Source organism: Mesorhizobium sp. WSM4829 (assembly GCF_055811475.1).
The window spans coordinates 60,632-86,240 of sequence record NZ_JBVVQJ010000003.1 but is presented as its reverse complement, the minus strand read 5'-3'; the positions used below and the strand labels follow the sequence as shown (position 1 = coordinate 86,240).

24 protein-coding genes and 2 pseudogenes are annotated in these 25,609 nt (G+C 61.0%); 7 read left to right on the top strand and 19 right to left on the bottom strand.

The features are described 5' to 3' along the window. Window positions 1–192: 192 nt before the first annotated feature. Entirely contained in the window at window positions 193–819 is a 627-nt protein-coding gene (locus AC0L17_RS04255; RefSeq protein WP_473514888.1) for a TetR/AcrR family transcriptional regulator C-terminal domain-containing protein, read from the bottom strand. 81 nt (window positions 820–900) lie between these two features. Between AC0L17_RS04255 and AC0L17_RS04250 the strand changes: the two genes are divergently transcribed. Both AC0L17_RS04250 and AC0L17_RS04245 read left to right on the top strand, forming a co-directional pair. Next, complete coding sequence (locus AC0L17_RS04250) at window positions 901–1,932, top strand: HlyD family secretion protein (protein ID WP_473514887.1); 1,032 nt, start codon at window positions 901–903, stop codon at window positions 1,930–1,932. Then, window positions 1,929–3,656 (top strand): DHA2 family efflux MFS transporter permease subunit, encoded by a 1,728-nt coding sequence (locus AC0L17_RS04245; RefSeq protein ID WP_473514886.1) that lies wholly within the window; start codon window positions 1,929–1,931, stop codon window positions 3,654–3,656. The genes AC0L17_RS04250 and AC0L17_RS04245 overlap by 4 nt, the downstream gene beginning before the upstream one ends. A 385-nt stretch (window positions 3,657–4,041) precedes the next feature. Here AC0L17_RS04245 and AC0L17_RS04240 read toward each other — a convergent pair whose 3' ends face one another. Continuing rightward, window positions 4,042–4,563: a carboxymuconolactone decarboxylase family protein gene (locus AC0L17_RS04240; RefSeq protein ID WP_473514885.1), complete on the bottom strand. Its 522-nt coding sequence runs from the start codon at window positions 4,561–4,563 to the stop codon at window positions 4,042–4,044. 272 nt (window positions 4,564–4,835) lie between these two features. On the opposite strand from AC0L17_RS04240, the gene AC0L17_RS04235 reads away from it, so the two are divergent. Genes AC0L17_RS04235 through AC0L17_RS04220 form a run of 4 tightly spaced genes read left to right on the top strand, consistent with a single transcriptional unit; the run spans window position 4,836 to window position 9,382 of the window. Beyond that, entirely contained in the window at window positions 4,836–7,655 is a 2,820-nt protein-coding gene (locus AC0L17_RS04235; protein ID WP_473514884.1) for an MASE1 domain-containing protein, read from the top strand. Continuing rightward, window positions 7,652–8,299 (top strand): response regulator transcription factor, encoded by a 648-nt coding sequence (locus AC0L17_RS04230; protein ID WP_473514883.1) that lies wholly within the window; start codon window positions 7,652–7,654, stop codon window positions 8,297–8,299. Before AC0L17_RS04235 ends, AC0L17_RS04230 begins: the two co-directional genes overlap by 4 nt. Further along, the gene (locus AC0L17_RS04225) at window positions 8,296–8,685 is read left to right on the top strand and encodes a response regulator (protein WP_473514882.1); all 390 of its coding nucleotides are present in this window, start codon (window positions 8,296–8,298) and stop codon (window positions 8,683–8,685) included. The genes AC0L17_RS04230 and AC0L17_RS04225 overlap by 4 nt, the downstream gene beginning before the upstream one ends. After that, window positions 8,675–9,382, top strand: coding sequence for a response regulator transcription factor (locus AC0L17_RS04220; protein WP_473515023.1), 708 nt, complete (start codon window positions 8,675–8,677; stop codon window positions 9,380–9,382). The genes AC0L17_RS04225 and AC0L17_RS04220 overlap by 11 nt, the downstream gene beginning before the upstream one ends. 112 nt (window positions 9,383–9,494) lie before the next feature. Here the strand turns inward: AC0L17_RS04220 and AC0L17_RS04215 are convergent, their stop codons facing one another. The 9 genes and pseudogenes from AC0L17_RS04215 to AC0L17_RS04175 form a co-directional block, all read right to left on the bottom strand. Beyond that, window positions 9,495–10,142 (bottom strand): HD domain-containing protein, encoded by a 648-nt coding sequence (locus tag AC0L17_RS04215; protein WP_473514881.1) that lies wholly within the window; start codon window positions 10,140–10,142, stop codon window positions 9,495–9,497. Window positions 10,143–10,192: 50 nt separating this feature from the next. Then, window positions 10,193–10,942 carry an SDR family NAD(P)-dependent oxidoreductase gene (locus AC0L17_RS04210; RefSeq protein ID WP_473514880.1) on the bottom strand — a complete coding sequence of 250 codons (750 nt, stop codon included), beginning with the start codon at window positions 10,940–10,942 and terminating at the stop codon, window positions 10,193–10,195. Continuing rightward, the gene (locus AC0L17_RS04205) at window positions 10,929–11,573 is read right to left on the bottom strand and encodes a glutathione S-transferase C-terminal domain-containing protein (RefSeq protein ID WP_473514879.1); all 645 of its coding nucleotides are present in this window, start codon (window positions 11,571–11,573) and stop codon (window positions 10,929–10,931) included. Before AC0L17_RS04205 ends, AC0L17_RS04210 begins: the two co-directional genes overlap by 14 nt. A gap of 50 nt (window positions 11,574–11,623) precedes the next feature. Further along, a complete protein-coding gene (locus AC0L17_RS04200) occupies window positions 11,624–12,103 on the bottom strand; it encodes a CBS domain-containing protein (RefSeq protein ID WP_473514878.1) in 480 nt (159 codons plus the stop codon). A gap of 53 nt (window positions 12,104–12,156) precedes the next feature. After that, complete coding sequence (locus AC0L17_RS04195; RefSeq protein ID WP_091597564.1) at window positions 12,157–12,579, bottom strand: cupin domain-containing protein; 423 nt, start codon at window positions 12,577–12,579, stop codon at window positions 12,157–12,159. Between the two features lie 97 nt (window positions 12,580–12,676). Beyond that, a complete protein-coding gene (locus tag AC0L17_RS04190; protein ID WP_473514877.1) occupies window positions 12,677–13,507 on the bottom strand; it encodes an alpha/beta fold hydrolase in 831 nt (276 codons plus the stop codon). A 199-nt stretch (window positions 13,508–13,706) separates the two neighbouring features. Next, window positions 13,707–14,477 (bottom strand): SDR family oxidoreductase, encoded by a 771-nt coding sequence (locus AC0L17_RS04185; RefSeq protein WP_473514876.1) that lies wholly within the window; start codon window positions 14,475–14,477, stop codon window positions 13,707–13,709. Window positions 14,478–14,812: 335 nt separating this feature from the next. Then, window positions 14,813–14,908 (bottom strand): annotated as a pseudogene (locus tag AC0L17_RS04180) (NmrA family transcriptional regulator); the annotation flags it as partial. Window positions 14,909–14,969: 61 nt separating this feature from the next. Then, window positions 14,970–15,755 (bottom strand): alpha/beta fold hydrolase, encoded by a 786-nt coding sequence (locus AC0L17_RS04175; RefSeq protein ID WP_473490915.1) that lies wholly within the window; start codon window positions 15,753–15,755, stop codon window positions 14,970–14,972. A 672-nt stretch (window positions 15,756–16,427) separates the two neighbouring features. Between AC0L17_RS04175 and AC0L17_RS04170 the strand changes: the two genes are divergently transcribed. Next, a complete protein-coding gene (locus AC0L17_RS04170; RefSeq protein WP_473514875.1) occupies window positions 16,428–16,868 on the top strand; it encodes a sensor histidine kinase in 441 nt (146 codons plus the stop codon). A gap of 353 nt (window positions 16,869–17,221) precedes the next feature. Here the strand turns inward: AC0L17_RS04170 and AC0L17_RS04165 are convergent, their stop codons facing one another. The 8 genes and pseudogenes from AC0L17_RS04165 to AC0L17_RS04130 all read right to left on the bottom strand — a co-directional run. Continuing rightward, the gene (locus AC0L17_RS04165; RefSeq protein WP_473514874.1) at window positions 17,222–18,727 is read right to left on the bottom strand and encodes a mechanosensitive ion channel family protein; all 1,506 of its coding nucleotides are present in this window, start codon (window positions 18,725–18,727) and stop codon (window positions 17,222–17,224) included. Window positions 18,728–18,826: 99 nt separating this feature from the next. Further along, window positions 18,827–20,080, bottom strand: coding sequence for a cytochrome b (locus tag AC0L17_RS04160; RefSeq protein WP_473514873.1), 1,254 nt, complete (start codon window positions 20,078–20,080; stop codon window positions 18,827–18,829). Between the two features lie 85 nt (window positions 20,081–20,165). Next, a complete protein-coding gene (locus tag AC0L17_RS04155; RefSeq protein WP_473514872.1) occupies window positions 20,166–20,333 on the bottom strand; it encodes a hypothetical protein in 168 nt (55 codons plus the stop codon). 99 nt (window positions 20,334–20,432) lie between these two features. Next, the gene (locus AC0L17_RS04150; RefSeq protein ID WP_473514871.1) at window positions 20,433–20,684 is read right to left on the bottom strand and encodes a (2Fe-2S)-binding protein; all 252 of its coding nucleotides are present in this window, start codon (window positions 20,682–20,684) and stop codon (window positions 20,433–20,435) included. Between the two features lie 51 nt (window positions 20,685–20,735). Then, complete coding sequence (locus tag AC0L17_RS04145) at window positions 20,736–21,695, bottom strand: MBL fold metallo-hydrolase (RefSeq protein ID WP_473511162.1); 960 nt, start codon at window positions 21,693–21,695, stop codon at window positions 20,736–20,738. Between the two features lie 879 nt (window positions 21,696–22,574). Beyond that, on the bottom strand, window positions 22,575–23,054 hold the full coding sequence (locus tag AC0L17_RS04140) for an AAA family ATPase (RefSeq protein ID WP_473514870.1): 480 nt from the start codon (window positions 23,052–23,054) through the stop codon (window positions 22,575–22,577). Beyond that, entirely contained in the window at window positions 23,039–24,814 is a 1,776-nt protein-coding gene (locus AC0L17_RS04135) for an AAA family ATPase (RefSeq protein WP_473514869.1), read from the bottom strand. The genes AC0L17_RS04140 and AC0L17_RS04135 overlap by 16 nt, the downstream gene beginning before the upstream one ends. A 132-nt stretch (window positions 24,815–24,946) precedes the next feature. Beyond that, a pseudogene (locus AC0L17_RS04130) lies at window positions 24,947–25,597 on the bottom strand (metallophosphoesterase family protein); the annotation flags it as partial. Window positions 25,598–25,609 lie beyond the last annotated feature (12 nt).

Genomic DNA, 25,609 nt, shown 5'->3' with positions numbered 1-25,609 from the left:
ACACTCGAAGAGATGCTGGACGATCCTATCGTCCAGCATCTGATGAGGCGCGACAACGTCTGCGCCGATGATGCGAGGCGGATCGTTCACGAGGCCCGCGAGGCACGTCGGCGTCGAGGCTTGTTGGTCAAACGCAGCACACCGCCCGACCTCTCGGCAAACAGCCCGGTGCTGACGATGACGATTGCCCTTTTACTTCTGACCGCGCCGAACGCCGTTCAGAAAGACTTCCACGGCGGAAGCGACCGCCTCCTGCGCTTCTTTGTCCGACGGCGGTGGCCGGAGGCCGAGAACCACCTGCAGATGAATGTTGTCGCGGATCATGCCTACAAAGTGCCCGGCCAGGCGCAAGCAATCATCCGCCTGGATTTCTCCTCGTTCCCTGGCAGCTTCGAGCACTTCGGCCAGCCGGACCGTAGTCCGACCGGGCCCTTGTTCGTAGAACGATTTCACGAGATCGGGGAAGCGGTTGGCCTCGGTGACGGCAATTCGGTAAATACCGATCAAGGTGGGCGACATGTAGGCGTCCATGGAATGACGGCCGAACGCCGTCAGCGTCGCCTGCAGATCGTGGCCCTCAATTTCCTCGATCACCAGGGGCGCCAGCACTTTGTTTGCACTTTCCCGGACGATTGCGGAGAACAGGCCCTCCTTGTTGCCGAACTCATTGTAGATGTTGCGTTTCGATCCGCCGGCACGTTCGATGATCGCGTCGATGCTTGTCGCGGCGTAGCCTTGTTCGAAAAAGACCTCGGTGGCCGCCTGAAGAAGGGTCTCCCGGCGGCCCTTGCGCCGCGTGGTCTTTACAGCCGCAGCCATTCATCCACTCCAATGCATCCCTTGACTGGTAACAATCATTACCATAAACGTCAATGGTAACACATATTACCGGAGGCCGTCATGCCGCAACATAGCAGGAAAAAAACGATCGGCTTGCTACTGTGCCTCACGGCCGTGCTCGCCTTGGGTGCGGGATGGGCTTGGGCCCGTTCGAGCGAGACGTCGACCGACAACGCCTACGTCCGCGGGGACGTGACCGGTCTTGCGCCGAAGATTGCGGGATATGTCACCGCGGTAGAGGTTCGGGACAACCAAGCCGTCCAAGCCGGTGACATCCTGTTCCGGATCGACGACCGCGACTACCGCGCGCGGCTGGCGCAAGCCGTGGCCAATGTCGAAGCCGCCCAGGCGCGCCTCGGCAATGTCGATGCCGAAGTCCAGCTTCAGCACGCCCTCATCAGGCAGGCCGAAGCCCAGGTGCGTTCGGCCGAGGCCGAGCTGAATCTCGCGACAAAGGCGTCCGACCGCCGCCGCGAACTTATTCGCGCCAATGCCGTAAGCCAAGCCCAGGTCGATGAAAGCGACGCTGCGCGGTCGAGAGCCGAAGCGGCGGTGGCGGCGGCATCGGCAGCGCTGGAGGCACAGCGGCAGCGCATCGCTGTTCTCGACGCCCAGCGAGAAGCCGCTGTAGCCGCAGTAGCGCAAGCACGGGCCGCAGAGGAACTCGCTCAAATCGACCTCGACAACACCGTGGTACGTGCGCCGATCGGCGGCGTCGTCGGCAACCGCCAGGTTCGCATCGGCCGGCTTGTGGCGCCGGGTGCCTCCCTGCTCGATATAGTTCCGGTCAACGATCTGTGGATCGTGGCGAACTTCAAGGAAACCCAGATCGAACATATACGGGCCGGTCAGCGTGTGCGAGTTACCGTCGACGGCTACCCGGACGAGATGTTTGAAGGCGTGGTGGACAGCTTTTCGCCAGGCAGCGGATCAGCGTTCAGCCTGCTTCCCGCCGACAATGCGACAGGGAACTTCGTTCGCATCGTCCAGCGTGTTCCGGTGAAGATCCGGCTTGTCGGCAACCCACTGCCTGGCCGCCTCGTCCCGGGCCTGTCCGCCCGCGTCGAGATCGATGTCGGGAGCGGCTCGTGACCGCGGCGCTTGTCGCCACGCCATGCCGCGATCGACCCGCGACAGGAACGCTTCTCGTCGCGGGCATAGTGCTCGCGACCCTGACGGAGGCGATCGCCAGCACGGTCCTGTCGCTCGGGCGAGGCGACATCATCGGCGACACCTATGCAACACCCGATGAGTTCGCCTGGCTGGATGTCGGATATACCGCTCCGAAGCTGATCGGGTTCATGGCCGCGGCCTGGCTGATGAACCGTATCAACCCACGCAGCCTGATCGTCGGCTCGGCCCTGGTCATGGGCACGGCCTGCGCCATTGCCGCCACCACGGCTCGATTGGACATGCTCCTCCTGCTCCGCGTGATGCAAGGCTTCTCCGGAGGCATCCTGCTCGTCGCGGGGCAGGCGATCATTTTTCTTGCCTATCGGCGACGCCACCAACCGTTTCTCCAGGCCCTGTTCGCAATCGGTTCGGTCGTTGCCCCCGCGACGATCGCCCCTGCCCTTCAGGGCTGGTTGCTCGACAGCCAGTCATGGATGTGGATCTTCTTCAGTGTCGTTCCAGTGTCGCTGGCAGCGGCCGGTTTCCTGCTGCTCGCGGACTGCCCAGCGCCCGTCAAAGTCGCACGCCGACCGTTCGACTGGATCGGCTTCTCGCTCGTCTTCACCACACTCTTCTGCTTCACCTATGTGTTTAGCCAGGGCAGCCGATGGGACTGGTTCGAGGAATCCCGCATCCTGTGGCTGACAATGATCGGCACGGCCGCACTGCTGGCGTTTATCGGCCAACAGGCGATGGCCAAAGGCCAGGGCCTGCTGGATTTCACCTTGTTCCGGTCGGAGGATTTCTCCTTCGCGTTCATCGTCAGTTTCGTCGCCGGCGCCGCCTTGTTCGGGAGCGCGTTCCTTATTCCGTCATTCGCCGTGTCAGTCCTCGCGTTCACGCCAACCGAGGCGGGTCTGCTTTTGTTGCCAAGCGGCGCGCTTTTTATCGGTGCCCTCCTCCTCGCTGCATTCGTGATGCAGGCCCGCCACGTTCCTCCGATCGCCACGGTGCCCTTTGGAATCCTAATGATCATGGTCGCGATGTGGATGCTGTCCGGTTCGACCATCGAGAGCGGCGCGGATGACATGATGCCGGCCATCCTGTTGCGTGGCCTCGGCCTCGGCTTCCTGTTCCTGTCGATCACCCTCATCGCCTTCACCAAGCTCAACGACCAAAACATCGCATCCGGCATAGGCCTCTTCAACACGGGTCGCCAGCTTGGCGGACTCATGGGTGTCGCCTGGCTGCAGACGTTGATCGAGAATAACGTCGCCGCGAATGTCGCAGTGCTTGGCGCCAACGTCACGGCTGGCATTCCCGCGGTCAGCGAGCGTCTGGCGACGACGACAACCATGCTCGCGGCAAAAGGAATGGATCCCGCGGCAGCCGGCCGGGCAGCGACGAGCCTGCTGGGCAGAGCCGTCGCCGGTCAGTCCACAGTGATCGCCTTCGACACTGCGTTCAACGCAGTCGCGCTGCTGTTCGTGGTTGCCGCGCCCGTGCTGGTCACGATCAAGGTCGGCCTGGCCCGATACATGAGGAAGCGCACGGAACAGTCGTCCCTGGAGCTGACCGCGGTCTCGATGCTGATCGCGCCGGCGCCCGATATGGCCCCGAGCTGGCCGTCTCCAAACTTGGCCTCGAGCGTCCCCGTCGACGGGAATCCGAGGCAAGTGGAAGAGGCGCGGTTGCCAGCCTGACAAACGTCGTGGAGAGATTGTCCGCTGGTGCTTCGCCGTGGCTGCCACGATCATGGATGCCCGGCCCGGCGCACGGTGTCGCTGGATTGGCAGCCATGATCTGGGCAGGGCCCGAGCGCGACGAGCCGGCATCGGAAACCCGAAACCTGATGGGGGGGATGGAACAGAGCTGCGACTACCGAGCAGGCAAGGCGAAGTGTCCGGCCAAGCCTGGGTGAGTTCTCGTATTGCCGTGAGATGGAACGAGCAGCAAAGGCGGTGGGAGCCGACCGCGGCGATTCAGCGATACGCATTGCTTTCGAAAGGCGCTCTCCCTGGTGGGTCATGGCCACCGCCACGGATCAGCGGCGACACGGCGAGGGCCGCGCCGCCGGTCGGGAATCGGTTAATTGAGCCCCGCCCTGTCCAGGCCATACATTGCATCGGCGGAACCCGGCACGGTCTTGAAGCCGACGTTGAGGCGGTTCCACGAGTTGATTGCCATGACAGCGAAGCTGAGGTCGGAAATCTCCTTCTCCGACAGCTGCGTGCGGACGCGGTCATAGATCTCGTCCGGCACGCCCTGGTCCGGCAGCTTGGTCAGGACTTCCGTCCATGCGAGTGCGGCGCGCTCGCGCGGGGCGAACAGGGTCGAATCCCTCCACGCCGCCAAGTGGTAGAGGCGCAGTTCGCGCTCGCCGTGCATCTTGGCCTGCTTGACGTGCATGTCGAGGCAGAAGGAGCAGCCGTTGAGCTGGGAAGCACGAATATTGACGAGATTGAGGATGGACTCCTCGATCGAGCTTGCACGGAGAGCCATGACAACCTCGGTGAACTTCATCACGAGTTCGGGAGATTGCTCAGCCCAGTTGATGCGAGGCCCATTCTGGGTTCCGGCCTGCGCTTGCGGCTTGGTGGCGACGTTCATGAGTGTCTCCTTGAAGGTGGTTTATCGCCCGCAAATCATGTCTGGATGAACCCAACCGAGCCATCATGCGAGAAGGCATGTCTCCGCTCGACTGGTCTAGGCGGCATCATCCCGAAGACTAGGAACGGCTGGGCTCATGGATTTCCATGAGGTGCAGCCAAGGAATGGCCGGAATAGAGTGGGCCATGAGTTCGCAAACCCAGATATCGCGGAGACGTGCTACACCCATCGCTGACAATCCCCAGCCCTTCTTTGCCCGGCAGGAGAAGCCGATGATGTCCGTCTGGTCGCAGCGCCCCCAATTCCTGCACCTGGGGCTTTTTTTCGCGGCATATGTACTAGGCTGCGGGTTCGCCCAGGCGCTCGCAATCGTCCCCGGCATAACCGTTTCCATTTGGCCTCCGGGCGGCGTTTTCATCGCGACGCTTATTCTCGCCTCTCCTTACAGTTGGCCGTGGTGGATATTGGCGGGCTGCCTGGCCGAGATGTTCGCGCAGCTCGTGTGGTTCCACAGTCCGCTGCCTGCTGGCTTCCTGATCTATGTCGGCAACGCCCTTGGCGCGGCTGTCGGCGCAACGCTGGTGAACCGGACATGCGGGCGCCCGGTTCGGCTGGAAGCCTTGCAGGAAGTTCTCGCATTCGTCGTGCTGGGCGCCGGAGTTGCGCCCCTGGTAAGCGCGACGATCGGAAGCGCGACGCTTGCGTGGTTTGCCGTAGAATCGCAAACCTTCACGGCGGTATGGCCGTTGTTTTGGATTGGAGACGCCACCGGAATCCTGCTCGTAGCGCCACCGGCCCTGGTCGTGATCCGGTATTGGCGCAGCAAGACCCAACTCTCTTCCGCGCAGCGGGTGGAAGCCGGCGTCCTGGGTCTGATCTTTCTGGGAGTCGGCGCGCTCTCCTTGAGCGACGTCTATCTGCCCACCCCCTACATCATCATGCCGCCCCTTCTTTGGGCGGCGGCGCGCTTCGAGTTCAGGGGCGCCGCCGTCGCCTTGACGCTCCTCGCCCTGATCACGATGGCGCTCACGATATCCGGCGACAGCCAGTTTATCGGCGATCCCGAGTCCCAGAGGGAAAGGCAGGTCATGCTGCAGCTTTTCCTGGCCATCTCGGCATTTTCGGCGCTCATCGTGGCGGCCATATCCCGGCAGCGTCAGCTGGCGCTGGTCACATCGCGCGACAGGGAGCGGGAGCTCTCGCAGCTCGTCGATATGGTTCCGAGCCACGTCTGGCGTCTGATGCCTGACGGCGAGCCGATTTTCTTCAACAAGCGCATGGTCGATTTCCTCGGCCTGGACGTGGCGGATACGGAAAAACTGGGCATGAGCCGCTTGACGGCGGTCATAGGGACCGTCCATCCGGACGATGCGGTAGCTTTCGGCGACACGCTCCGCCGTTGCCTTGCTACCGGCGAAGTCTTTGCAATGCGATATCGCTTGCGCCGTTTCGACGGAATCTATCGCTGGATGTCGAGCCGCGCCGAGCCATTGCGGGATGAGGACGGACTCATCGTCCAGTGGTACGGCATCTGTCACGACATCGACGATCAGATGCACGCCGAAGAGGCGCTGCGGCGCAGCGAGCGGCAGCTTCAGGAGATGATCGACGCCGTTCCAGTCCGCATCTGGAGTGCAAAACCTACCGGTGGGCCGGTCTACTTCAACAAGCGATACCAGGACCATTTCCGCTCGGTTATCAAAAACTTCGAAGCTCTCGAGGAGCCGCGCATCGAAGGATTGCTGCAAGAACTGGTTCATCCCGAAGATGCTCCCGAAGTGCAGCTCACGCTATCGAGGTGTTTCGAAACTGGCGATGAGTCTGCGATGCGATTTCGATGGCGCGAAAAGGATGGCGTCTATCGTTGGGCCGAGTGCCGGGTAGAGCCTCGGCGCGACGAAAACGGCGAGATCACGGAATGGTACGGCGTTTCTCTCGATATCGACGACGAGGTGCGCGCGCAGCAAGCATTGCGCGAGCGGGAGCGGGAACTCTCCCAACTCGTCGACATGGTTCCGGTCCAGATCAGGCGACTGACTCCCCAAGGGGAGCCGATCTTCTTCAACAAGCGCTTGCTTGACTTCTTCGGGTTGAACGACTTAGCACAACTAGATATGCCGGACACGAGCCGGTTGGCGGCCGCCATACGGACTCTCGTCCATCCGGAAGATTCAGCACGCCTGCTCGACACGGTTCGCCAGTCGCTCGCCACAGGCGAGCCGTACTCGATGAAGTATCGTATGCGTCGCGCGGACGGCGTCTATCGCTGGGTTGATGGCCGCGGGGAACCGGTGCGGGACCAGAGCGGAGCGGTTGTGCAATGGTACGCCATTTCCATCGACATCGACGGTGAAGTCCGGGCGCAAGAAGAGCTGCGTTTGGCGCAAGAGAGCCTCGCACGTGCGAGCCAGTCGGCGAGCCTGGCGGAACTGTCTGCTTCCATCGCGCATGAGGTGAACCAGCCGCTGGCGGCCGTGGTGGCGAACTCGCATGCCTGCCAGCGTTGGTTGACGGCAGATCCGCCCAATCTCGAACGCGCGCAAAAGACGGTGGAGCGCATCACACGCGACGCCAACGCCGCCGCCGACGTCGTGAGACGCATCCGCGGCTTGTTCAAGCGAGCAGTGGAGCCCAGGGACAACTCGGAACTCTTCAGTATCGTCCTCAACGCGCGCAATCTCATGGCCGAGGAGGCGGCGCGGCGGCGTGTCCGCATGGATGTCGATGTCGAAAGCGGCCTGCCGCTTGTCGCGCTGGATCGCGTACACATCCAGCAGGTTCTGGTGAACCTCATTCGCAACGGCATGGATGCGATGGACTCCCTCGAAGGTGACCGAGTTCTTGGCGTGCGAGTGCGCCGCGTGGGAGACGTGATCCAAACGGAGATCAGTGATCGCGGCGCGGGGATCAAGTTTCCCGACAAGATATTTGAACCGTTCTTCACGACGAAGGGGAACGGGATGGGCATGGGGCTCGCGATCTGCCGTTCGATCGTCGAATCGCACGGCGGACGCTTGTGGGCGGAGACGAACGAACCGCAGGGAGCGACGTTGGCCTTCACCTTGCCGATTGACGTGAAAGCAGTGCCATGACCACGGATGACCATATCGTCTTCATCGTAGACGACGATGCGCGCCTGCGGGAGGCGCTGACCGAACTGCTGGATTCGCACGGCATCCGCGCCGCTGCGTTCGGATCGGCAGGCGAATACATCGGTGCGGATAAACCGAACGTCCCGGCATGCCTCATCCTCGACGTCGAGCTGCCTGACATCAACGGCCTCGATCTGCAGAGGCAGATCGCAAAGGGAGATCATCCGCCGATCGTTTTCATAACAGGGCACGGCGACATCCCGTCCTCCGTCCGGGCGATCAAGCATGGCGCCGTGGACTTTCTCACCAAGCCTTTCAGCGATGCGGATCTCATGGCTGCAATCGAGGCGGCGATCGCCGAGGATCGGGAAAGCAGGTCCGCGCGGGCTGAACTGGACTTGCTAAAGCGACGCTATCGCGAGCTGACGCCACGCGAACGCGAGGTGCTGCCGCTTGTCGTGAGCGGTCTGCTCAATAAGCAGGCGGCCGCCGAGCTAGGGATCAGCGAAGTTACGCTGGAAATCCATAGAAGGAACGTGATGCAGAAAATGGCGGCGTCGTCGCTCGCCGATCTCGTGCGGATCGCGGAGCGATTGGAGATACCGATCACCCACTCACGCCGAGCGGGAGTGAACCGGGCATGACCAAGGGAAAACCTGTCGTGGCGGTTGTCGATGACGATCCAAGGCTACTCGAGTCGTTGGAGGATCTGCTGGAGTCCGCCGGCTATGCGGCCCGCAGCTTCTCGTCAGCGCGAGCATTGCTCATCAGCGGGCTGTCCGGCCTTGACGTGCTCATCACCGACATCGGGATGCCCGGCATGGACGGCTTCGAACTTTGTGATCTGGTGAAGAAGGTGCGTCCGGACCTGCCGGTGTTCCTGATCACCGGGCGCCACGAGGTTGCCGATGCGGACAGAGCCCAGTGCGTCAGCGAGTGCTTCCGTAAGCCCTTCGATGCGCAGGTCATGCTGGCAGCCATCGGCAATGCATTACGCAAATCGAAAAATGGAGGTGAGCATGAGAGTTGAGCAGCCGCCGCAGTTACGGAGATCGGCGCCGTTGTCATCACAGCGCAGGAGCGAAGCGGAGCAGCCACTCGTCATCATTGTGGATGACGATGCGTCTGTTCGGGAAGCGCTGTTCGAATTGATACTTTCCGCCGGGTTCCGGCCTGTCTGTTTCAGCTCGACGCGCGAGTTGCTCGATACCGATCTACTAGATAGCGCCGGTTGTCTGATCCTCGATGTGCGCATGCCGGGAGCGAGCGGCCTCGACCTGCAACGTCATCTGGCCCAAACGGGCAACCCCAAGCCGGTCATCTTCCTGACCGGGCATGGCGACATTGCAATGACCGTGCAGGCGATGAAGGCCGGTGCGGTGGACTTCCTCACGAAGCCGGTGCGGGACCAGACGCTGCTCGACGCCGTAATTGAGGGTGTCGCCATGGATGCCGCGCAGCGAGTTGCATCAGCAGTCGTCAAGCGCAACATCGAACGCGTCGAGACGCTGACGCCACGCGAGCGGGAGGTTCTTTGTCAGGTTGCGCGGGGGCGCCTCAACAAGCAGATCGCCTTCGATCTCGGCATCAGCGAAGTGACGGTGAAGCTGCACCGCGGCAACGTCATGCGCAAGATGGAGGCCGCTTCCATCGGCGAACTGATCCGGGCATGGGACACGCTGCCGGCCTCGATACGCGAGGTCGGCGGGGCCAGGACTGCGGCATGAAACAGTTCCGGCAACGGCTCACCGGAAGGGCACGAGTCGCCGGCCATGGGCGAAGGTAGACAGCCGAATTCGCCGGGTACGACGAATCCGGACAATCCGGCTCCAGCCGTGTTCAACCTTCAAATGGCGCGTTCGACACGAGATCGACGGAAGAAGGAGATCGGTATCCAGATACATAGCGTTCACCGAAATCCCGGACGAAATTGTCGTAGGTCGTTTCCGGCCTGGCCTCGGCGATGTGACAGAAGCACCGGGTCATGCGACGCTTCATCTTGAGCCGCGGGAATTCCTCGATGATCCTTGCGATCTCCGCTGCAGGGACAAGCTCGTATTGCAGGCCGATCACATCCAGGCAGATGCCGGCAGTACAGAGCGCCACCTCTGCCTCCTTGTAGAGGCCTATCGACGGTGTCGAGTTTAGGGCGACGCTGTCCCAGATCAGCTGGGCTCGGCGCTCGTCGACACCGCCTTGCTGTGCGAAGATCCGGGCTAAATCGGCGCCTTCGACTTCGAAGCGGCGCGGGCCGTTAAAGCGCTCGTTGAGCGTGATGTCATGCAACAGCGTCCCCAGGGCGACGACTTCCGCATCGTGATCGATGTTCCGAAGCTGTCCAATCCGCGCCGCGAATAGCCAAGAACGGACGACATGATTGAACAGATAGGATTCGCATTCGTGCCGAGCATAGTCGAGGGCCTGTTGCACAAGCGGCGTATCGGGAACCAAAACTCCTCCAAGGATTCGACCGCTGGCTCGGTTCATATCTATAGTCTCCTCGGCGATTTTCGACCGGCTGTTCGTCGGCACGTGCGTCATGTGAGGCCAAGGCCCCCATCCACGGCGATTACCTGCCCGGTCACCCACTCGGACGCCGAATCGGTGAGATGCACGATCCACCTGGCTACGTCGTCCGGACTGCCACGTCGTTTGAGCGGTATCTGCTCTCGCTCCGCTTCCTCGATAACCGCTGCATGTTCCAGAGAGAGCCCCATCATACCCGTCAGTGCTCCCGATTCGGTTGGACCGGCAGCGATGGCGTTGACCCGCACTCCCTGTGGCGCGAGTTCGAGCGCCCAGCAGCGCGTCAGGTGTTCGAGCGCTGCCTTGCTGGCGGCGTAATGGGACAGATCCGCCGCGGGCTTGTGACCGAACGTGCTCGATATGTTTATGATCGCTCCCTTCGCCGCCGTCAGATGCGGAAGGGCTGCCGACGCTAGCAGGCTTGGGCCAACGACGTTCACCGCGAAGATGTCCGTGATCCGCTCAGCGGCAGCATCGCCCAGAGGCAAGAGAGCGCCAGCGCCGGCATTGTTTACGAGGATGTCCAGACGTCCCCATGTGTCGATTGCCTTCGCAATGGTGCGAGGGGCATCCTCGGGCTTCGCAGCGTCGGCGACGAGGCTCGTTATATTCGGGTGCTCAGCGGCCGCTTCCTCCACCATTGCTGGGCGGCGTCCCGTGATGAGGACCTTTGCACCTTGCCTGGCAAAACTCAGGGCAGCGGCGCGGCCGATGCCGGAGCTTCCTCCGGTGATAATGACAACCTTGTTATCCAGTGACATGATCGCACTCTTCACGCGTGTGAGCATTCGCTTCACTGTCTATCAATGAGATCAGGCCCTCTTGCCGCATGGCGGCTTGCACCGCCGGACGGCTCGCCATGCGGCGACGCAATACAACGAATGGCGGGGGAATGCCGACATCAAAGCGCTCGGCCCACAAGAGCATCACGAACAGATAGAAATCCGCGACGCTGGGCGTTGCGCCAAACAGGTAGTTGCCCGCAAGCCTCTCCGAAAGTATGTCCAGCAGCTTGGAGATCGTCGCTCTTGCCTGCGCCTTTTGGGTTTCGCTGCTGGCATGCCACATCGGCTTGAAGCTGCGGTGCACCTCGGTCGAGATGAAAACCAGCGCTTCTAACACGCGCGTGCGGCCAAGGTTTCCTGGAATACCGAGCGTTGGATACTCCGTAGCGAGCCAATCGAGGACGGCGATGTTCTCGGTGAGGATTTCTCCGCTGTCCAGCACCAGCGCCGGAACGTAGCCCTTTCGCGTTACAGCGTTGAAATCGGCCCCCGATGCCGTCCGCTTGGTCTTCAGGTTAACGCTCTCCCGCTCGAATGGCGCGCCAGCTTCGAGTAGGGCGATGTGATCGGCCAAACTGCACGCAAGCGGGCTGTAGTATAGTTTCATGTTCAACGATCCTTTTCGGGATATGCCTGGAGGAGGCGCGGCAAAAACCGTTAGCGGTAGCCGACCCCGGTGACATAATTGAAGAGCATCCGCTCCTGCATTTCTTCCTGCTCGAACAACACTTTCATCGCGTCGCGTATGTCCAGTATGCCGAGAGGCCTGGCGCCGACGTCGATTACCGGAATGTTCTGCAAGCTTCGCGCCGCCATGGTCTGCCATACGTCGTGGACATCGTCCTGCGGACTGCAGGAGACAATGGATCTGTTCATCAGGTCGGACACTGGCGGTGTCTTGGACCACGGGCCGGCGAGATGGCGCACGAGATCGGATTTGCTGAGCACACCCTCCGCGCCTCCGCCTGCATTGCATACCACAACGAGGCCGATGCCAGGCCTGGACAGTGAAAGGGCGGCCGCTTGCACCGTTGCATCCAAGTCGATCACGGCCAGGCGCGACGACGTGAAGGCATGCAGTTTGCCGATGAGCATTGCGCCGTCCTTGGTTGCGTGCCGTGCCGCCAGGCGCTTCAAACGCTCCGGCGGCGCGGCGCTTTCCTGTTCAAACAGGGCGATAGATTCCGATCTTATTCTTCGTAGGGGAGCACAAGTTCGGTCTCGCCGGTGTCGACGATGAAGACAGCCAGCAGCCGGGCGGGGTCAGTCGCGCTGGCATTCTGGCTGACGCGGTGACGATCGCCGGGATATTCGGACCAGCTCTCGCCGGCGCGATAGGTGACCACCGGGCCATCATTGACCTGACTCTTGATCGCCCCTTCGAGAACCGTGGCGTAGATGAAGGCAGATTTGGGATGGAGATGCGCGGGCGAGTTGCCGCCTGGCTCATAGTCGACAAGCACACCTCTCATGCTCTTGCCGGGCACGTTCGGAAGCGGCTGATCATAAACGAGCTTCACGTTTTTGAAAGCGCCAGCCGTATTGTCGGCCAGCGCGGCGGTGGCGATGAACGCCGCGAGAGCGGCGGTGCTGTAGAGTATGCTCCGGATCATTTGTCTGACTCCAGTTTGCGGTTGAGATTGGGGTGATCGCCGGCCGGAGGGGAGGACGGCCGGCGATCGGGCTCTCGCCTCAGGACACGGCGCGAGCCTACGACCTGATGAAGGTGAGCAAGTCGGCGTTCACCACATCGGCATGCGTGGTACACATCCCGTGCGGAAAGCCCTCATAGATCTTGAGCGTGCCGTTCTTCAGAAGCTTTGCGGATAACGGCGCGGAATCGGCAATGGGCACGATCTGATCGTCCGTGCCGTGCATGACGAGTGTCGGCACGTCGATGATCTTGAGGTCGTCGGTGAAATCGGTTTCCGAAAAGGCCTTGATGCCGTCGTAGTGCGCCTTGGCGCTGCCCATCATGCCCTGCCGCCACCAGTTCTGGATGATGCCCGGGATCGCTTTCGCGCCCGGCCGATTGAAGCTGTAGAAGGGGCCCGATGGGAAATCGATGTAGAACTGCGCGCGGTTGTCGGCGAGCGACCCGCGCAGCCCGTCGAACACTTCGATCGGAAGGCCGCCAGGATTGGCCGGCGTCTTCACCATGATTGGCGGCACCGCGCCGATGAGGACGAGCTTCGCGGTGCGCCGGTTGCCGTGGCGGGCGACGTAATGAGCGGCTTCGCCGCCGCCGGTCGAGTGGCCGACGTGGATTGCGTCCCTCAGGCCGAGATGCTCGATCACCGCCGCCGCGTCGGCAGCATAGTGATCCATATCGTGACCGTCGCTCACCTGCGCGGAACGGCCGTGCCCGCGCCGGTCATGGGCTATGGTGCGATATCCATGCCCGACGAAGAAAAGCATCTGCGTGTCCCAGTCGTCGGCGCTGAGCGGCCAGCCGTGGTGGAAGACGATCGGTTGAGCATCCTTCGGACCCCAGTCCTTGTAGTAGATCTCGGTGCCATCCTTGGTGGTGATAGTGCTCATATCTTTCGATCCTTCTTGAGAGATGGATGAGTTCGATTCCTGGCCGGCTGTCCCCTGCCCGAGCGCATATTTGGGCAGGCCGGTTGCAATGCCGGCGGCCGCTGCGCCGAGGAGGAGGGCTCGGCGACTTGCCTGAGGCGCAATGGGCAGCTTGTGGTCCATCGTCGTTTCCCTTGCGGGTTGTCTTCAGATGCCGCCGTTACGCCGCAACACCGCTTCGCCGAGACGGGGCGTGGTCGAACCAGTCTTCGAACGGCGTCGAACCGATGCGGGCGCCCGCGCCCGGGACAAGCGATCGGTCGTCTAGCTCGGTCCCGAAATAGAGCGCATGAGGATCACCGATCACCTTCCTGGGATCGTTGGCGAGCTGCAGAAAACGCAAGACCAGTTCGTTCATGCGGAAGGGCTCGGGGCCGCCGATCTCCATCACGCCGTTAATCGGCTGGGAGAGCGCCACGTCAGCCATCACCTCTGCAACATCGTCGGCGGCGATGGGTTGGAAGTAGGCCGACGATACCGAGACCGTGTCGCCGACGGTTGCCGACTGCACAATGCCGCCAAGGAACTCGAAGAACTGGGTCGAGTGAACGATCGTGTAGGGAATTCCCGACTCCCTGATCAGCTTCTCCTGAGCCATCTTAGCACGCAGGTAGCCGCTCCGGGGCAGGCGCTCCGCCCCGACTACCGAGAGCGCAATGTGATGCTTCACGCCGGCGGCCTTCTCTGCCGCGAGCAGGTTCTTTCCGGCTGTTTCGAAGAACTCGAGAACGGCCTTGTCCTCGAACGACGGCGAATTGGCGAGGTCGATGACAACATCCGCCCCGGCAAGAGCCTTATCCAATCCTTCACCGGTGAAGGTGTTGACGCCGCCACTTGGCGACGCCGCCAACACGTCGTGGCCCTTCACGCTCAGCCTTGCGACGGTCTTGGAGCCGATAAGTCCGGTGCCACCGATGATTACGATTTTCATTTCATTCTCCTGTTCTGACTTCGAAAAAACTACTTGGAACAACGCCGGCGGCTCTAACCGTGCCGGCCCTGAATTCCTCGATGAGAGCGACGCGCGTCCGCGACTCGCTCGACCGCCAGCGCAAGGGCTTGGCTCAAGCGACACTGTCTTCGCAGCCTTCCCTCGCTTGGCCCCAACCCAGGACCTCCGAGGCGCTGCCGTAGTAGCCGAAGCCAAAGCTGTCGGCCGTGCCATAGGTGGCGCAGGACGGAGGCGGTGTTCTCGAGGAATTCCCGAAGAGGTCTGCCAGCGTGGCCGGGATCATGAGGTGCCGCTGTTGTGAGGGCACGACGTTGCGGCGACGCCGCCACGACGTCGTGCCCCTGCTGACGCAACCTCTCGACGGTCGCTAACCGGATGTACCGAGTGCCGCCAATGACCACGATTTTCATGTCGATGTCTCCTGGGGGCTTGCACTTGTTGAATGCAGCCGGCGCGAGGCGACCGGTTTCGTCACTGCGCCGATGCAGCTTCCTCTATGAGCAAGGCGATCGCTTCTGGACGCGAGACCATCAGCGCGTGCGACCCGCCCTCGACGACGATGGTCTTCACCGAATGCGCGCGCTCGGCCATGAACTTCATGACCGCCGGCGGGATATTCCGATCCGCCGAGCCGTAGATCGCGTAGGATGGAATTGTCTTCCAAGAAGGCGCGCCGGAGGGTTCTGCCAGGGCGGCGTCAGCCACCGGGCGTTGTGTCGCCGCCATCAGGCTGGCCTGCGCTGCCGTCACATCGGCCGCGAACTGCAGGTGAAACTTTTCCGGCTGGATGTAGAGGTCCTGTCCTCCATCCGGCCGCGCCACCGGCAGGAGCGCCTCGCCAAGCGTGCTGCCTGGGAACTTCCCCGAAAGCGTGAGACTGGACTCGCCTTTGTCCGGGGCGAATCCGGCCACATAGACCAGCGCTTTCACATTGTTCTTCCCGTTAGCTGCCTCGGTGATGACTGGCCCGCCGTAAGAATGGCCGACCAGGACGACCGGTCCGCCGATGGATCCGATGACGGCCGATACGGCGGCCGCATCGCTTGCAACGCCGCGAAGTGGGTTGGCCGCAGCGATGGTCCGGAAACCCTCCCGGTTGAGCTCGGCGATGACGCCGTTCCAGCTCGACGATTCAGCAAAGGCCCCGTGCACCAGCACGATCGTCGGTTTTGCCTGATGGTCCGCGGCCTGCGTCGTCGCGCTGTCTGACACGCAACATGCGTAAACAAGGGCCAGAGCTCTGATGATCTTGTGCACGTGTCTTCTCCTGTGCGGCGGGTCGTCCGATACCGAGAAGAATGCGCCCACTTGGCGCGCGAAAATATTCGACGGACGGCTCGGTCAGGCGATCCGAAAGTCTAGGATGATGCACCCGGGGGAGTGGCAGCTGTAGCCGGTGGTCGGCGCACGGGTAGGTTCCCGGCATCGATCGAATGCATCGCCGGGGCAAGGCAGCGCCGCCATGGCGATCAATCCGGCGAAAACTGCAGCGAGACATATACCGCCGTATGGCTCGCCCTCGTCCTCCATCCAATCGACCCGGAAATGCTCCTCAATATAGTGTCCTCACACGACCGGATTGCCAGGGTCGACCGAACAAAAGAGGGCATGAAAATGTCAGGCGCGGAAAACAAGATCAAGCACGGCCGACAATCATGTCTTTGACCGAACTACTGATGTTCCCCTGTCCGACCCGCCGGCAGAGCAGTCGACGGCCGGCATTGTTCATGATCTGGGCAATCTTATTCAGGTCGCTTCATCTGCACTGAATCGGGTCGCCCGCGACCCGAGCGTCTCGACGGCTCCAGCTCTCGACCCCGTAATCGCCAGCGCCAGGACCGCCCTGCAGCAAGCTGCCGCACTTGTCAGGGAGACGGTCGGGCCGCGGCAAGTCATCGAGCGCCGGAACATGCGAGCGTGGGCGCCTGCTTGGCCGAGCTCGAAAACCTTGTCCGAAGCGCATGGGAGACGAACGTTCGTCTCGAAGTTCGCGTTGGGCGCGATCTACCCGCTGCGAAATGCAATCCGCTGGGTTTGCAGAACGCGGTCTTGAATCTCGTATTCAACGCGCGCGACGCGATGCCGTACGGCGGGTTGATCTCGATAAACGCCGCCGCGGTCGTTCAGGATCCTGGCACCGTCGTCGAGCTCCGTATCGAAGACAGTGGAATCGGAATGACGCGGGAGACCGTGCTCCACGCCTTCGATCTCTTTTTCACCACCAAGGGCACTGGCCTGGGCGGCGTCGGCCTGCCGATGGTGAAGCATTTTGCCGAGCGCCACGGCGGGCGGGTCGATATCGAAAGCGCCGTCGGCTCGGGCACGACAGTGATATTGCGCCTGCCCGCCATGGAGGCCCGGCAGGATTAACAGCAAGCCAGGAGGAGAGTTCGATGACCAGCATCCTCATATTATGGGTATGCCTCTCGGATCCAGCTGACTTCACCGGGGCGAGAGCCTGCACCTTACCGAGACTGTCCCGGTGGACGATCTCCCATCGACCAGGTAGGTCATGGCCGCCAAGCCTGTATGGGAATGCGGTCTCGCGTCCAAACCCTGGTGGTATTGAACACGGCTGGCCCCATCTGCTCGAAGAGGACAAAGGGGCCGACCATTCGCCCAATACCTGGAGGGCAATACGCGCCGTACCTTGAAACCGCTCACCGGTTCACTGGACACCGGCAAAACGATATCTGTGACGCCGGTTTGTCGGATGCTCATGCCTACCTCCCTTCTTGTGCGCCCGGTCTGCCGGCGCTTAAACCGCGCCGGAACGGTATTGGGTAAAAGATCGTCTGCATGGCTTTGAGCAGCGCGAATTTCGAATCCGTGTGCTCTTGTCCGGTGCGGCTACCGCCGAGGGACATTCTGGCTGAGAGGACCGCCGCAAGATCTTCAGCCATTTCGGGCCGGTCGAGCAGCAGGGGCGCGAAGCTTTGCTGGTCAATCTCGTAGACCACGACGTGGCTCATCGCGCGCAAGGTCGAGGTCTCGCCAATGCCCGCGAGCAGACCGGTCTCTCCGAAAAAGTCGCCGGGAGCGAGGTGGCCGATCTCCTGCGGCTGGGCGTCATCTTCGCCGCGCTCTCGGACAATGATGCCCGTCCGAACAATCATGAGGGAGGGCAGCATCTCTCCCTGTCGTGCTATGATGTCGCCCTTGCGATAGGTGCGCACCGTAACCGTTGCCGCGAGGGCTTCTTTTTCGTTGTCCGTCAACCGCGAGAATACTGGTATGGCATTTATAAGCTTGATCGGCGTGACTTCTGCGAGATTTGCCGTCTCTTCGTTCGGCAAGTCATTCATGAGAATCGAAGAGGAGGGTGGCATTGCCAGCCGCAAACCCGCGGACTTGGAATGACGGTAGACAAGATCGAAGATTTCGTTCGTCGCTGGAATACGCTGGCCAACATTTGCGACCCGAAAAAACAAATCGACCTCGATCGCCGTCGCATCCAGGGCTTTGATGGCGACCACTGGCGGCGGCTCCCTCAGTATTGTGTTGCTGCTTTGTAAGGCCGCGTTCATGACGTCCGCGACGATCGCCGGCATCTTGGTCGGCGCCAATCTTATCGTGACGGACAGCCCATGGCTCTCCTCAGGGCTGCTGACATTGGTCAGCCCTAGCTTCGCGAGGAAGCTGTTCGGCAGCGCCACCACGTTGTGCGCCAAAGTGAGCAGGTGGGTCGATCGCCAGTTGGTCTCCACGACGCGGCCTTCGGTGCCGTCGCTCAGAACGATCCAGTCCCCAAGCACATAAGGTCGGCCGAGGGTGAGTGCGATGCCCGAAAAGACATCGCTCAGCGTATTCTGGAGCGCCAGTCCGAGTACGATGGCAAAGACGCCCGAGGTGGCGATCAGCGTTCCGACCGGCGCACCGAAGACGAAAGCCAGGATGGACAGCAGCATCCCAACATAGACGGCGCCGACGACGAGGTCCTGCAGAAGGCGCGCCTCGCGCGGCTTTCGCTCGAACACGAGATAGATGCGGACAAACCCGATCAGCGCCCAGGCGAGGTGAACCCACCACAGCAACTTGGCCGAACCGACGAGGATTGCGCTAGCGGTTGTCTCGGTGCCCCGTATCGGTTCGTAGGGGAGCACGGCTCCGTCAAGCAGCAGGACCGACATGGTAAGGAAGAATGCGATCTGGACAATCAGCCTGGTGGTGGAGAGCCGCCGCGGAATGACGTGCCAAACGACTATGCCGGCGAGACCGACCAGCACCATGTAGAGATGGGGAGCATTCCACCAGCTCGTGACCGGATCCGAATCCATAAAACCCTCGCACAATCCTCGCCTCGGAGCATGACGAGCGATCCTTCGGTGTTAATCCTTGCCTTTCTCCAGGATCGCTTCGGTTATTGAGTTCGGCAGCCGGCGCGGCGTCTCGATCGCGCCCAGCAGCGGCATGACGACGAGAAAGAACGCGAAGTAGTAGAGGGTCGACACCTGCATGGCGGGGATATACCAGCCTTCCGCCGGCTTGGACCCCAGCCAGCCAAGGAAGAGGGCGTTGGCGACAAACAGCCAGAAGAACCGCCTGTACCAGGGCCGGTAGACGGCCGAGCGCACCTTCGACGTGTCGAGCCAGGGCACGAAGAACAACACGGCGATGGCGCCGAACATGGCGAGCACCCCGCCGAGCTTCGAGTCGACCGGCCCGATGTTGAAGGTGACGGCGCGCAGGATCGCGTAGAAGGGCAGGAAGTACCACTCGGGCACGATATGCGCCGGCGTCTTCAGCGGGTCGGCGGCGGTGTAGTTGTCTGGATGCCCGAGATAGTTCGGCACGTAGAACACGAAGTAAGCAAAGGCGAGCAGGAACACCACGGCCCCGAGCACATCTTTCATTGTGGCATGGGGCGTGAAGTCCACGACGTCGGTTTTTGACTTCACGTCGATGCCTGCCGGATTGGTCTGGCCGGCGACGTGAAGCGCCCAGATGTGCAGGATGACGACGCCCGTCAGCATGAACGGCAGCAGGTAATGCAGCGCAAAGAAGCGGTTTAGAGTCGGATTGTCCACCGCAAAGCCGCCGAGCAGAAGCTGCTGGATCCATTCGCCGACCAGCGGAATGGCGCTGAAGAAGCCGGTGATGACGGTCGCGCCCCAGAACGACATTTGTCCCCAAGGCAGCACGTAACCCATGAACGCCGTAGCCATCATCAACAGAAGGTTGGTGCAGCCGAGGACCCACAGCAGTTCGCGCGGCGCCTTGTAGGAGCCGTAATAGAGGCCACGGGAGACATGGACGTAGACCGCGATGAAGAAGAACGACGCGCCGTTGGAGTGCAGGTAGCGCAACAGCCAGCCGGAATTCACGTCGCGCATGATCTTGTCTACGGAATTGAAGGCCAGTGTCGTGTCGGCCGCGTAGTGCATGGCCAGCACGACGCCGGTAACGATCTGCGCGGCCAGCATCATCGACAGGATGCCGCCGAACGAATAGGCGTAGTTCAGGTTGCGCGGAACCGGGTAGACGATGAACTGATCATGCACCAGGCGCGGCACCGGCAGGCGGGCGTCGAACCAGCGTCCGATCCTGGTCTTGAGAATATAGGTGGAATGCCCACCGCTCATCGGAGTGCCTCTGGTTTTGAAATTGCCGGTATCGATATCGGCCGGCGCTCCTTGGCCAGCCGCCCTTTAACACGGATGAGCCGGTTCACTCGCGGTCACGAACCTTCCTCGACGGGACGCGTAAGTAGATCGGCGGGACCATCGCGCGAGCAAACCCGTTACCGCCGCGCCTAACCGGCTTCGCCGTCGTGTCGACGGCCCAGACCCTCAGGAAGATCTGCAGCATCCTCGAAAGAACGAATCCGAGCGTCATTTCCGATGCTCCTTGGTTGGGTTGTGGAGGACCCAAGCATGCCAGCCTTTCCAGTGTTCGAACTATCACGCCGAGGACGCATGCGTCCGATACGTTGGTCTATGGGTTCCTGACTGAAAGGCTGCGCCGGACGGCCGAGGTGGCCGAGTCAGGAGCGCCGCCGTTGCAGGATGCCGCACGGGCGCTGCCGAGCGCCTCGTCAATGATGCGTCGGATAGTACGCGCGCAACGGCCGCACTGGGCGCTGCAGCCGAGACAGCCATAGACCTGGCGGATCGAGCACGTCCGCTCCGCCTTGACGGCGGAGCGGACATCCTGATCGCTCAACACATTGCACGAGCACACGATCATGGCGTGATAAGTCTCGATCCGACCTGGTGCGGCTCTGACCCGACAAGCGGGTCAGTAGTCCCAGACAGCCGGTACACAACGAAAGACATCGCCGTCCACCGCCACATGGCAGATGGAAGGGAATGGCAGGTGAGTGGCCACCAGCGGCTCACGGGTCGCGGCCAGCTCCCGCAAAAGATTGATGCGGACGCGGGCCGCCTCCTCAGGGTCGTGTTCGAAGCCGTTGTGCCAGTCGGGTTGGTCGAACCCGACCTGGAACACGGCGTCGCCGGCGAAGGTCAGCCTATCGCCGCCGGACGCCAGGCGGACCACGCTGTGCCCGGGGGTGTGGCCGCCAGTGAGCGTGACAACCACCCCCGGCGCCACCTCGTGCTCCGTCTCAAACGGCCGCAACTGGCTGCGGTACTCGTTCACGAACCGCTTGGCCGCCCGCCGAAGCGCATCCGGGAACCCCGTTGGCATGGAGGCGCGGGAGAAATCGGGCGACTCCCAGAACTTGAGCTCGGCGGCCGCCACGTGAATCCGCAGATCCGGACGCAGCTGGTCCTTCACCCCGTCGATGAGCAGCCCGCCGATATGGTCCATATGCATATGGGTCAGCACCACGTCGGTGACGGATGCGAGATCGATGCCGGCTGCCTCCAGTCGTGAGACCAACCGCCCGGCCCTCGGCAAGTGCAAGTCCGGGTCCGCCCCCAGCCCGGCGTCCACGAGTATGGTCTGGCCGCCGCTGCGCACGACCACCACGTTCAGCGGCCACTCGAGCACGTCCGGCGGCAGGAACATGTCGTCCAGCCAGGCCGCCCGGACGGCCGGGTCGACGTTGTATGCCATAACCGGGGCTGGTATCGGCAGCACTCCATCGCTGACGATCAGCACATCGATGTCGCCGACCTGCAGTGCGTAGCGCGACGGAACCAATTCGGGCTCCGGTCTACCGTTGCCGTGCTTCGCGTTCAGGCTGTCGGCGCAATGCTGGATCGAGGGGTGTGAAATGTTGTCCAGGGTCATGTTTGTCTCCTGCTGACCACGGCCGTATCGGCCACCTCCGCCGCTGGCGCCCGTGGATTTGGCATGAGCCTCCATGGACCGCCACCTGGCGTCTACGGGAGGAAGTATCGCCGCCTCGGCGGGCGCCACCATCGGACGGAAGCATCGGTCAGGCGATGCGAAAGTCTATGGCAGACCCGTTGCGAGCATGGGTGATATCCCGCGAACGTCGGAAGGCGCCGCTTTGAGCAGCGAGCAACGGCTGTGCCTCTCGCCTGCTGGCAGTACGCCCAGCTGTGTTGCCACCAGCTTACTTTGCCGCCGCGGCATTCTCGATCGGTCGCGCCAACCATCCCATTCGCACGTCGTTACCGCCTTTTGCCGCACGCGTCGCCCAAGCGTCTTTCCAGCCTTGAAATAGCTGGACTATACATGGCTGCACAAACCAGACTGACGAACAGGACGACAATAGAATTTAAGAGCAGGCAAAAGTCGCCCTTCCCGCTCATGGATTGAGTCGATGCACGTGACTCCTGGGCCATAGAATCTAGATTGGCCCACTTCTAAGCGAAGTTGACCATAACTGGTTGATATTGAATAATTTTGGTGGGCCCGGAGGACGTATTCAGATCTTTGATTTCGTTGAGTTTTTCGTGGCACCTATCCATGAACCTTCCCGTATCGTTCCGTATGGTTCCGCCACTGCTGCCGCTCGAATTATCCGTCCAATGCCTCCTTTCGCGGCATCAGAAGACCATCTCCTCAAGCTGATCGCGAAGGTCGCCTCTTGGGCCAACTGCAGACCGTCCGCTATCGGAGCGACTGCAGCGGATAACTGCCATTCGCTCACAGGCGACTGGTCGTTCGGCAACGCCAGTCACCCAGGCTCGATGAAGGGTGTCAGCGTGTTGCTTCAAGCGAGCCGTAATGAACGGGGTCGTGGTTCCGCACGGCATCCAGGATTAATATAACAATTGCTTGCGCCTCACTCATGTCTGGTAAACGCATTCCGGCACTTCTCGAAAGCGTGTGAGAATAGAAATGCATAAATTTGCGGGCGCGCTCGGCATCGACCGGATCGGTGATGAGACGATCAATACTGCTATCTATGTTAACGTGCTCGAGGAACTTAAACGAAGCGTACCCTTCGATGAATCTCCTCGCCATGTTGCCGAGATTGAAGATGATCTGATGATCGTTCTGGGGGTTCTCGGCGTAGCCGGCAATCTGGTGAAAGATGTAGAGGTACTCGGAGCGATATTTCTGAATGCTGTCAGGGCATGGAATAATCTTCGAAGCGACAAGGCCATTCGCGTCCGTCCGCTCAACGAGATATGTCCGATACATCTGATCAGTCATCTTCCTCATCCAGTCCAGCATGAGATTGAAAAACTCATGGCTGTGGGTCGAGATGAACAGTTGCCTGGCCAGACATTCATGCTGACGGGTTTGGGCGCCCCTTCGTTGAACCGGTAAAATGTGGTTCTGATGAATGCGCAAACGTGCAGAAGATGGTGCGCATCAAGGCTCGATATCGGATCGTCGATATAGACGATGGTCTGCGAGAGATTGTTTCCGTTTTCGAGCAGCTTGGTGATGAAGTAACAGAAAGCGATCGCCGTTCGCTCGCCTTCGCTCAAGTTTCGGGCAGGTGCTTCGCCGCGCATCAGCTGAAAACGGTCGCTGTCAGTGACTTTAACCTGAATATCGGCTTTCCCGAAAAATCGCCGAAGGGTCTCGTTGATGGCTTCCGCACCTTTGGTCGCGTTTGAGAGTTCCGCCTGAAGGTTGGCGATCTCCAGATCAAGGGCAACAAGGGCCGCTTCAGAGTCCGTTACAGCTTTCTTCTGAGCACCAATTCGGGCCTCAAGTGCAAACCGATCGATCCGACGCATCGCGTCGGCTGCGTAATGATCCTTTAGCATGGCAACAGCTTCGTTGCGCGCGGAGTTGAACCGACGGGTGCGATCATTGTTCTCGTCTATCAGGGCCTGAAAACGCCTCGCTGCCGCAGCGAGTGGATCGGATTCTGGTTCGCCGTCCGGTGCCTGCACAATATCGAACGGATTTCTCTGTTTTTTCTTCAGGGCATCGATGAGCGCCTGTATGGCACCGTTGAAGCCGTCTCTAGCGAGTGCCAGCTCGCGACCAGCCTGTGTATGTTCGTCGTGCAGATCGGCATAAAAGCCTGATCGGGGATAGGCGGCACCGGAAAACTCCATCCGTTGCCCAGTAAGTTCATCAATGGCTGTGGTGATCCGCTTCTTGAGATCATCAAACGCATCGGAAAAGTGGGCGTTGAGTGCCGCCTTGCGCGCGGTAGTCAGTTCTCCTTCGCAGAATTCACAGTGCGACTTGCCGTCATGCAGGTGTCGCCCATGTTCAACCCATGTTGCAATATCCGGGTGTTCCACAAGACGCGCGATCGTGGCAGATGAGTCGATCTGATCGCTCAGGAGAGCAATGCCATCGCGCCAGAGTTGGTTGATGGACTGCGTGACAATCGAAAGATCGGGCAGAACATCCTTCTGCTCGGCACTCACTTTGCCGCGTGCTGCCTGAACCTGCTCGGGAGGTAGGGCATCGGGCATCGTGCCATTCCAAGCGCTGATTATGGGACGCAGGTTAGTCCTGTTGAAACGGCCGACCGGAAGCTCGTTCACGATCTGGCTGGCACAATCGGTTTCAGCCTTACTGATTCTGTCATCAAGTCGCTTGGCCTCAGCGACGGCTGCCTTACGCTGATTGTCAAGTTGCGCACACTGCGTTTGCTTCTGTACGAGGTTATCGCGTCGTTCGATATTTTCGGCACCGAGCAGGAGGATGGGATTGAAACCGTCGGCATCATCCCAACGAAGATGTGCTTTGCGGAAATCCTCATTGAACACACGTACGTTGCAGGGCGTTGCAAAGGCATGATCATACTGTGTGCCGTCAGCGTGCACTACGTCAAAGCGCGCGTTGGGATAATCCGGATGAAGTGCGCCATCTTCCAGGCAGCGAAACACACGCGACAGCGTTGTCTTTCCTGAGTAATTCCAGCCGTAAATCAGATTGAAGGGCGCGAACTCCGGTAAGGTACCTCCGGTGAAGTTGTTGAAGACACCGAAATCCTTGATGCTTGAAATAAGTCTGAACATAATGCCCACCCTAAAATGCGATTCGTTGCTCTAGCCAACCAGCACTCGCAACGCCTCGCCTCACAGCCTGGCGGGTTCCCCCGAAAAGTTTCGAACAGCCATCTTGCGCCAGCGGCAAGTTTCCGGCGGGCGCTGGTGGATACCCGGCATCACGACCGTTGCTCGTGCACCTGTGTAGACTTGGCGAACATGAATGTGCCCGAGTGCCCAGTAGTCGAAACCATGGTTGTGCAAGTCGCCTACACTGCAAGGCGCGTACACGTCGTGACCGGGCGAACCTGCCAGGCTTGTGTGCATGATACCAACGTTCACTGCGCCTTCACGAGCAGCTGGGTACTTTGGCAGCAGACTTTCTGGCGCCTTAGGGTGCGCAAAACTCAGGCCATGGAAAACGACATCCAGACTACCGGCAGTTTGCAAGACCGATTGGGGGCGACCGCTAAAAATAGTCACAGTGTCCGGAAACACGAGCTGTTTCGAGATACGTGAGAGGGAATCGTGATTACCGCGGATCTTGAAAACCCTGATACCAGCCTGAAGCAACCGTCCGATCTGGGTCGCGACGAACCGGGCAGTCTTCATCGAAGTTTGATCGCCATCATATAGGTCGCCAGCAATGACCAGCGCATCCACGCGTTCCTCGAGGCACAAATCCACTGTCGAAATGAAAGCCTGACGGCTGGCGTCACCCACGAGCTCTGCGAGGTCGAGATTTCGCAAGGCTAGCGAACGCAGCGGTGAATCGAGATGGATGTCGGCCGTGTGAACAAATCGAAATGCCATTCAGCCTCCAGC

Bases quoted from the DNA above. Each gene is read 5' to 3' on its own strand.
- AC0L17_RS04195 (WP_091597564.1), bottom strand. From the start codon at position 12,579: ATGATCCGGAGCATACTCTACAGCACCGCCGCTCTCGCGGCGTTCATC.
- AC0L17_RS04165 (WP_473514874.1), bottom strand. From the start codon at position 18,727: ATGGTGCTGGTCGGTCTCGCCGGCATAGTCGTTTGGCACGTCATTCCG.
- AC0L17_RS04240 (WP_473514885.1), bottom strand. From the start codon at position 4,563: ATGAACGTCGCCACCAAGCCGCAAGCGCAGGCCGGAACCCAGAATGGG.
- AC0L17_RS04155 (WP_473514872.1), bottom strand. From the start codon at position 20,333: ATGACGCTCGGATTCGTTCTTTCGAGGATGCTGCAGATCTTCCTGAGG.
- AC0L17_RS04150 (WP_473514871.1), bottom strand. From the start codon at position 20,684: ATGATCGTGTGCTCGTGCAATGTGTTGAGCGATCAGGATGTCCGCTCC.
- AC0L17_RS04190 (WP_473514877.1), bottom strand. From the start codon at position 13,507: ATGAGCACTATCACCACCAAGGATGGCACCGAGATCTACTACAAGGAC.
- AC0L17_RS04205 (WP_473514879.1), bottom strand. From the start codon at position 11,573: ATGAAACTATACTACAGCCCGCTTGCGTGCAGTTTGGCCGATCACATC.
- AC0L17_RS04135 (WP_473514869.1), bottom strand. From the start codon at position 24,814: ATGTTCAGACTTATTTCAAGCATCAAGGATTTCGGTGTCTTCAACAAC.
- AC0L17_RS04235 (WP_473514884.1), top strand. From the start codon at position 4,836: ATGATGTCCGTCTGGTCGCAGCGCCCCCAATTCCTGCACCTGGGGCTT.
- AC0L17_RS04160 (WP_473514873.1), bottom strand. From the start codon at position 20,080: ATGAGCGGTGGGCATTCCACCTATATTCTCAAGACCAGGATCGGACGC.
- AC0L17_RS04145 (WP_473511162.1), bottom strand. From the start codon at position 21,695: ATGACCCTGGACAACATTTCACACCCCTCGATCCAGCATTGCGCCGAC.
- AC0L17_RS04250 (WP_473514887.1), top strand. From the start codon at position 901: ATGCCGCAACATAGCAGGAAAAAAACGATCGGCTTGCTACTGTGCCTC.
- AC0L17_RS04225 (WP_473514882.1), top strand. From the start codon at position 8,296: ATGACCAAGGGAAAACCTGTCGTGGCGGTTGTCGATGACGATCCAAGG.
- AC0L17_RS04210 (WP_473514880.1), bottom strand. From the start codon at position 10,942: ATGTCACTGGATAACAAGGTTGTCATTATCACCGGAGGAAGCTCCGGC.
- AC0L17_RS04230 (WP_473514883.1), top strand. From the start codon at position 7,652: ATGACCACGGATGACCATATCGTCTTCATCGTAGACGACGATGCGCGC.
- AC0L17_RS04220 (WP_473515023.1), top strand. From the start codon at position 8,675: ATGAGAGTTGAGCAGCCGCCGCAGTTACGGAGATCGGCGCCGTTGTCA.
- AC0L17_RS04255 (WP_473514888.1), bottom strand. From the start codon at position 819: ATGGCTGCGGCTGTAAAGACCACGCGGCGCAAGGGCCGCCGGGAGACC.
- AC0L17_RS04215 (WP_473514881.1), bottom strand. From the start codon at position 10,142: ATGAACCGAGCCAGCGGTCGAATCCTTGGAGGAGTTTTGGTTCCCGAT.
- AC0L17_RS04185 (WP_473514876.1), bottom strand. From the start codon at position 14,477: ATGAAAATCGTAATCATCGGTGGCACCGGACTTATCGGCTCCAAGACC.
- AC0L17_RS04140 (WP_473514870.1), bottom strand. From the start codon at position 23,054: ATGCTGGACTGGATGAGGAAGATGACTGATCAGATGTATCGGACATAT.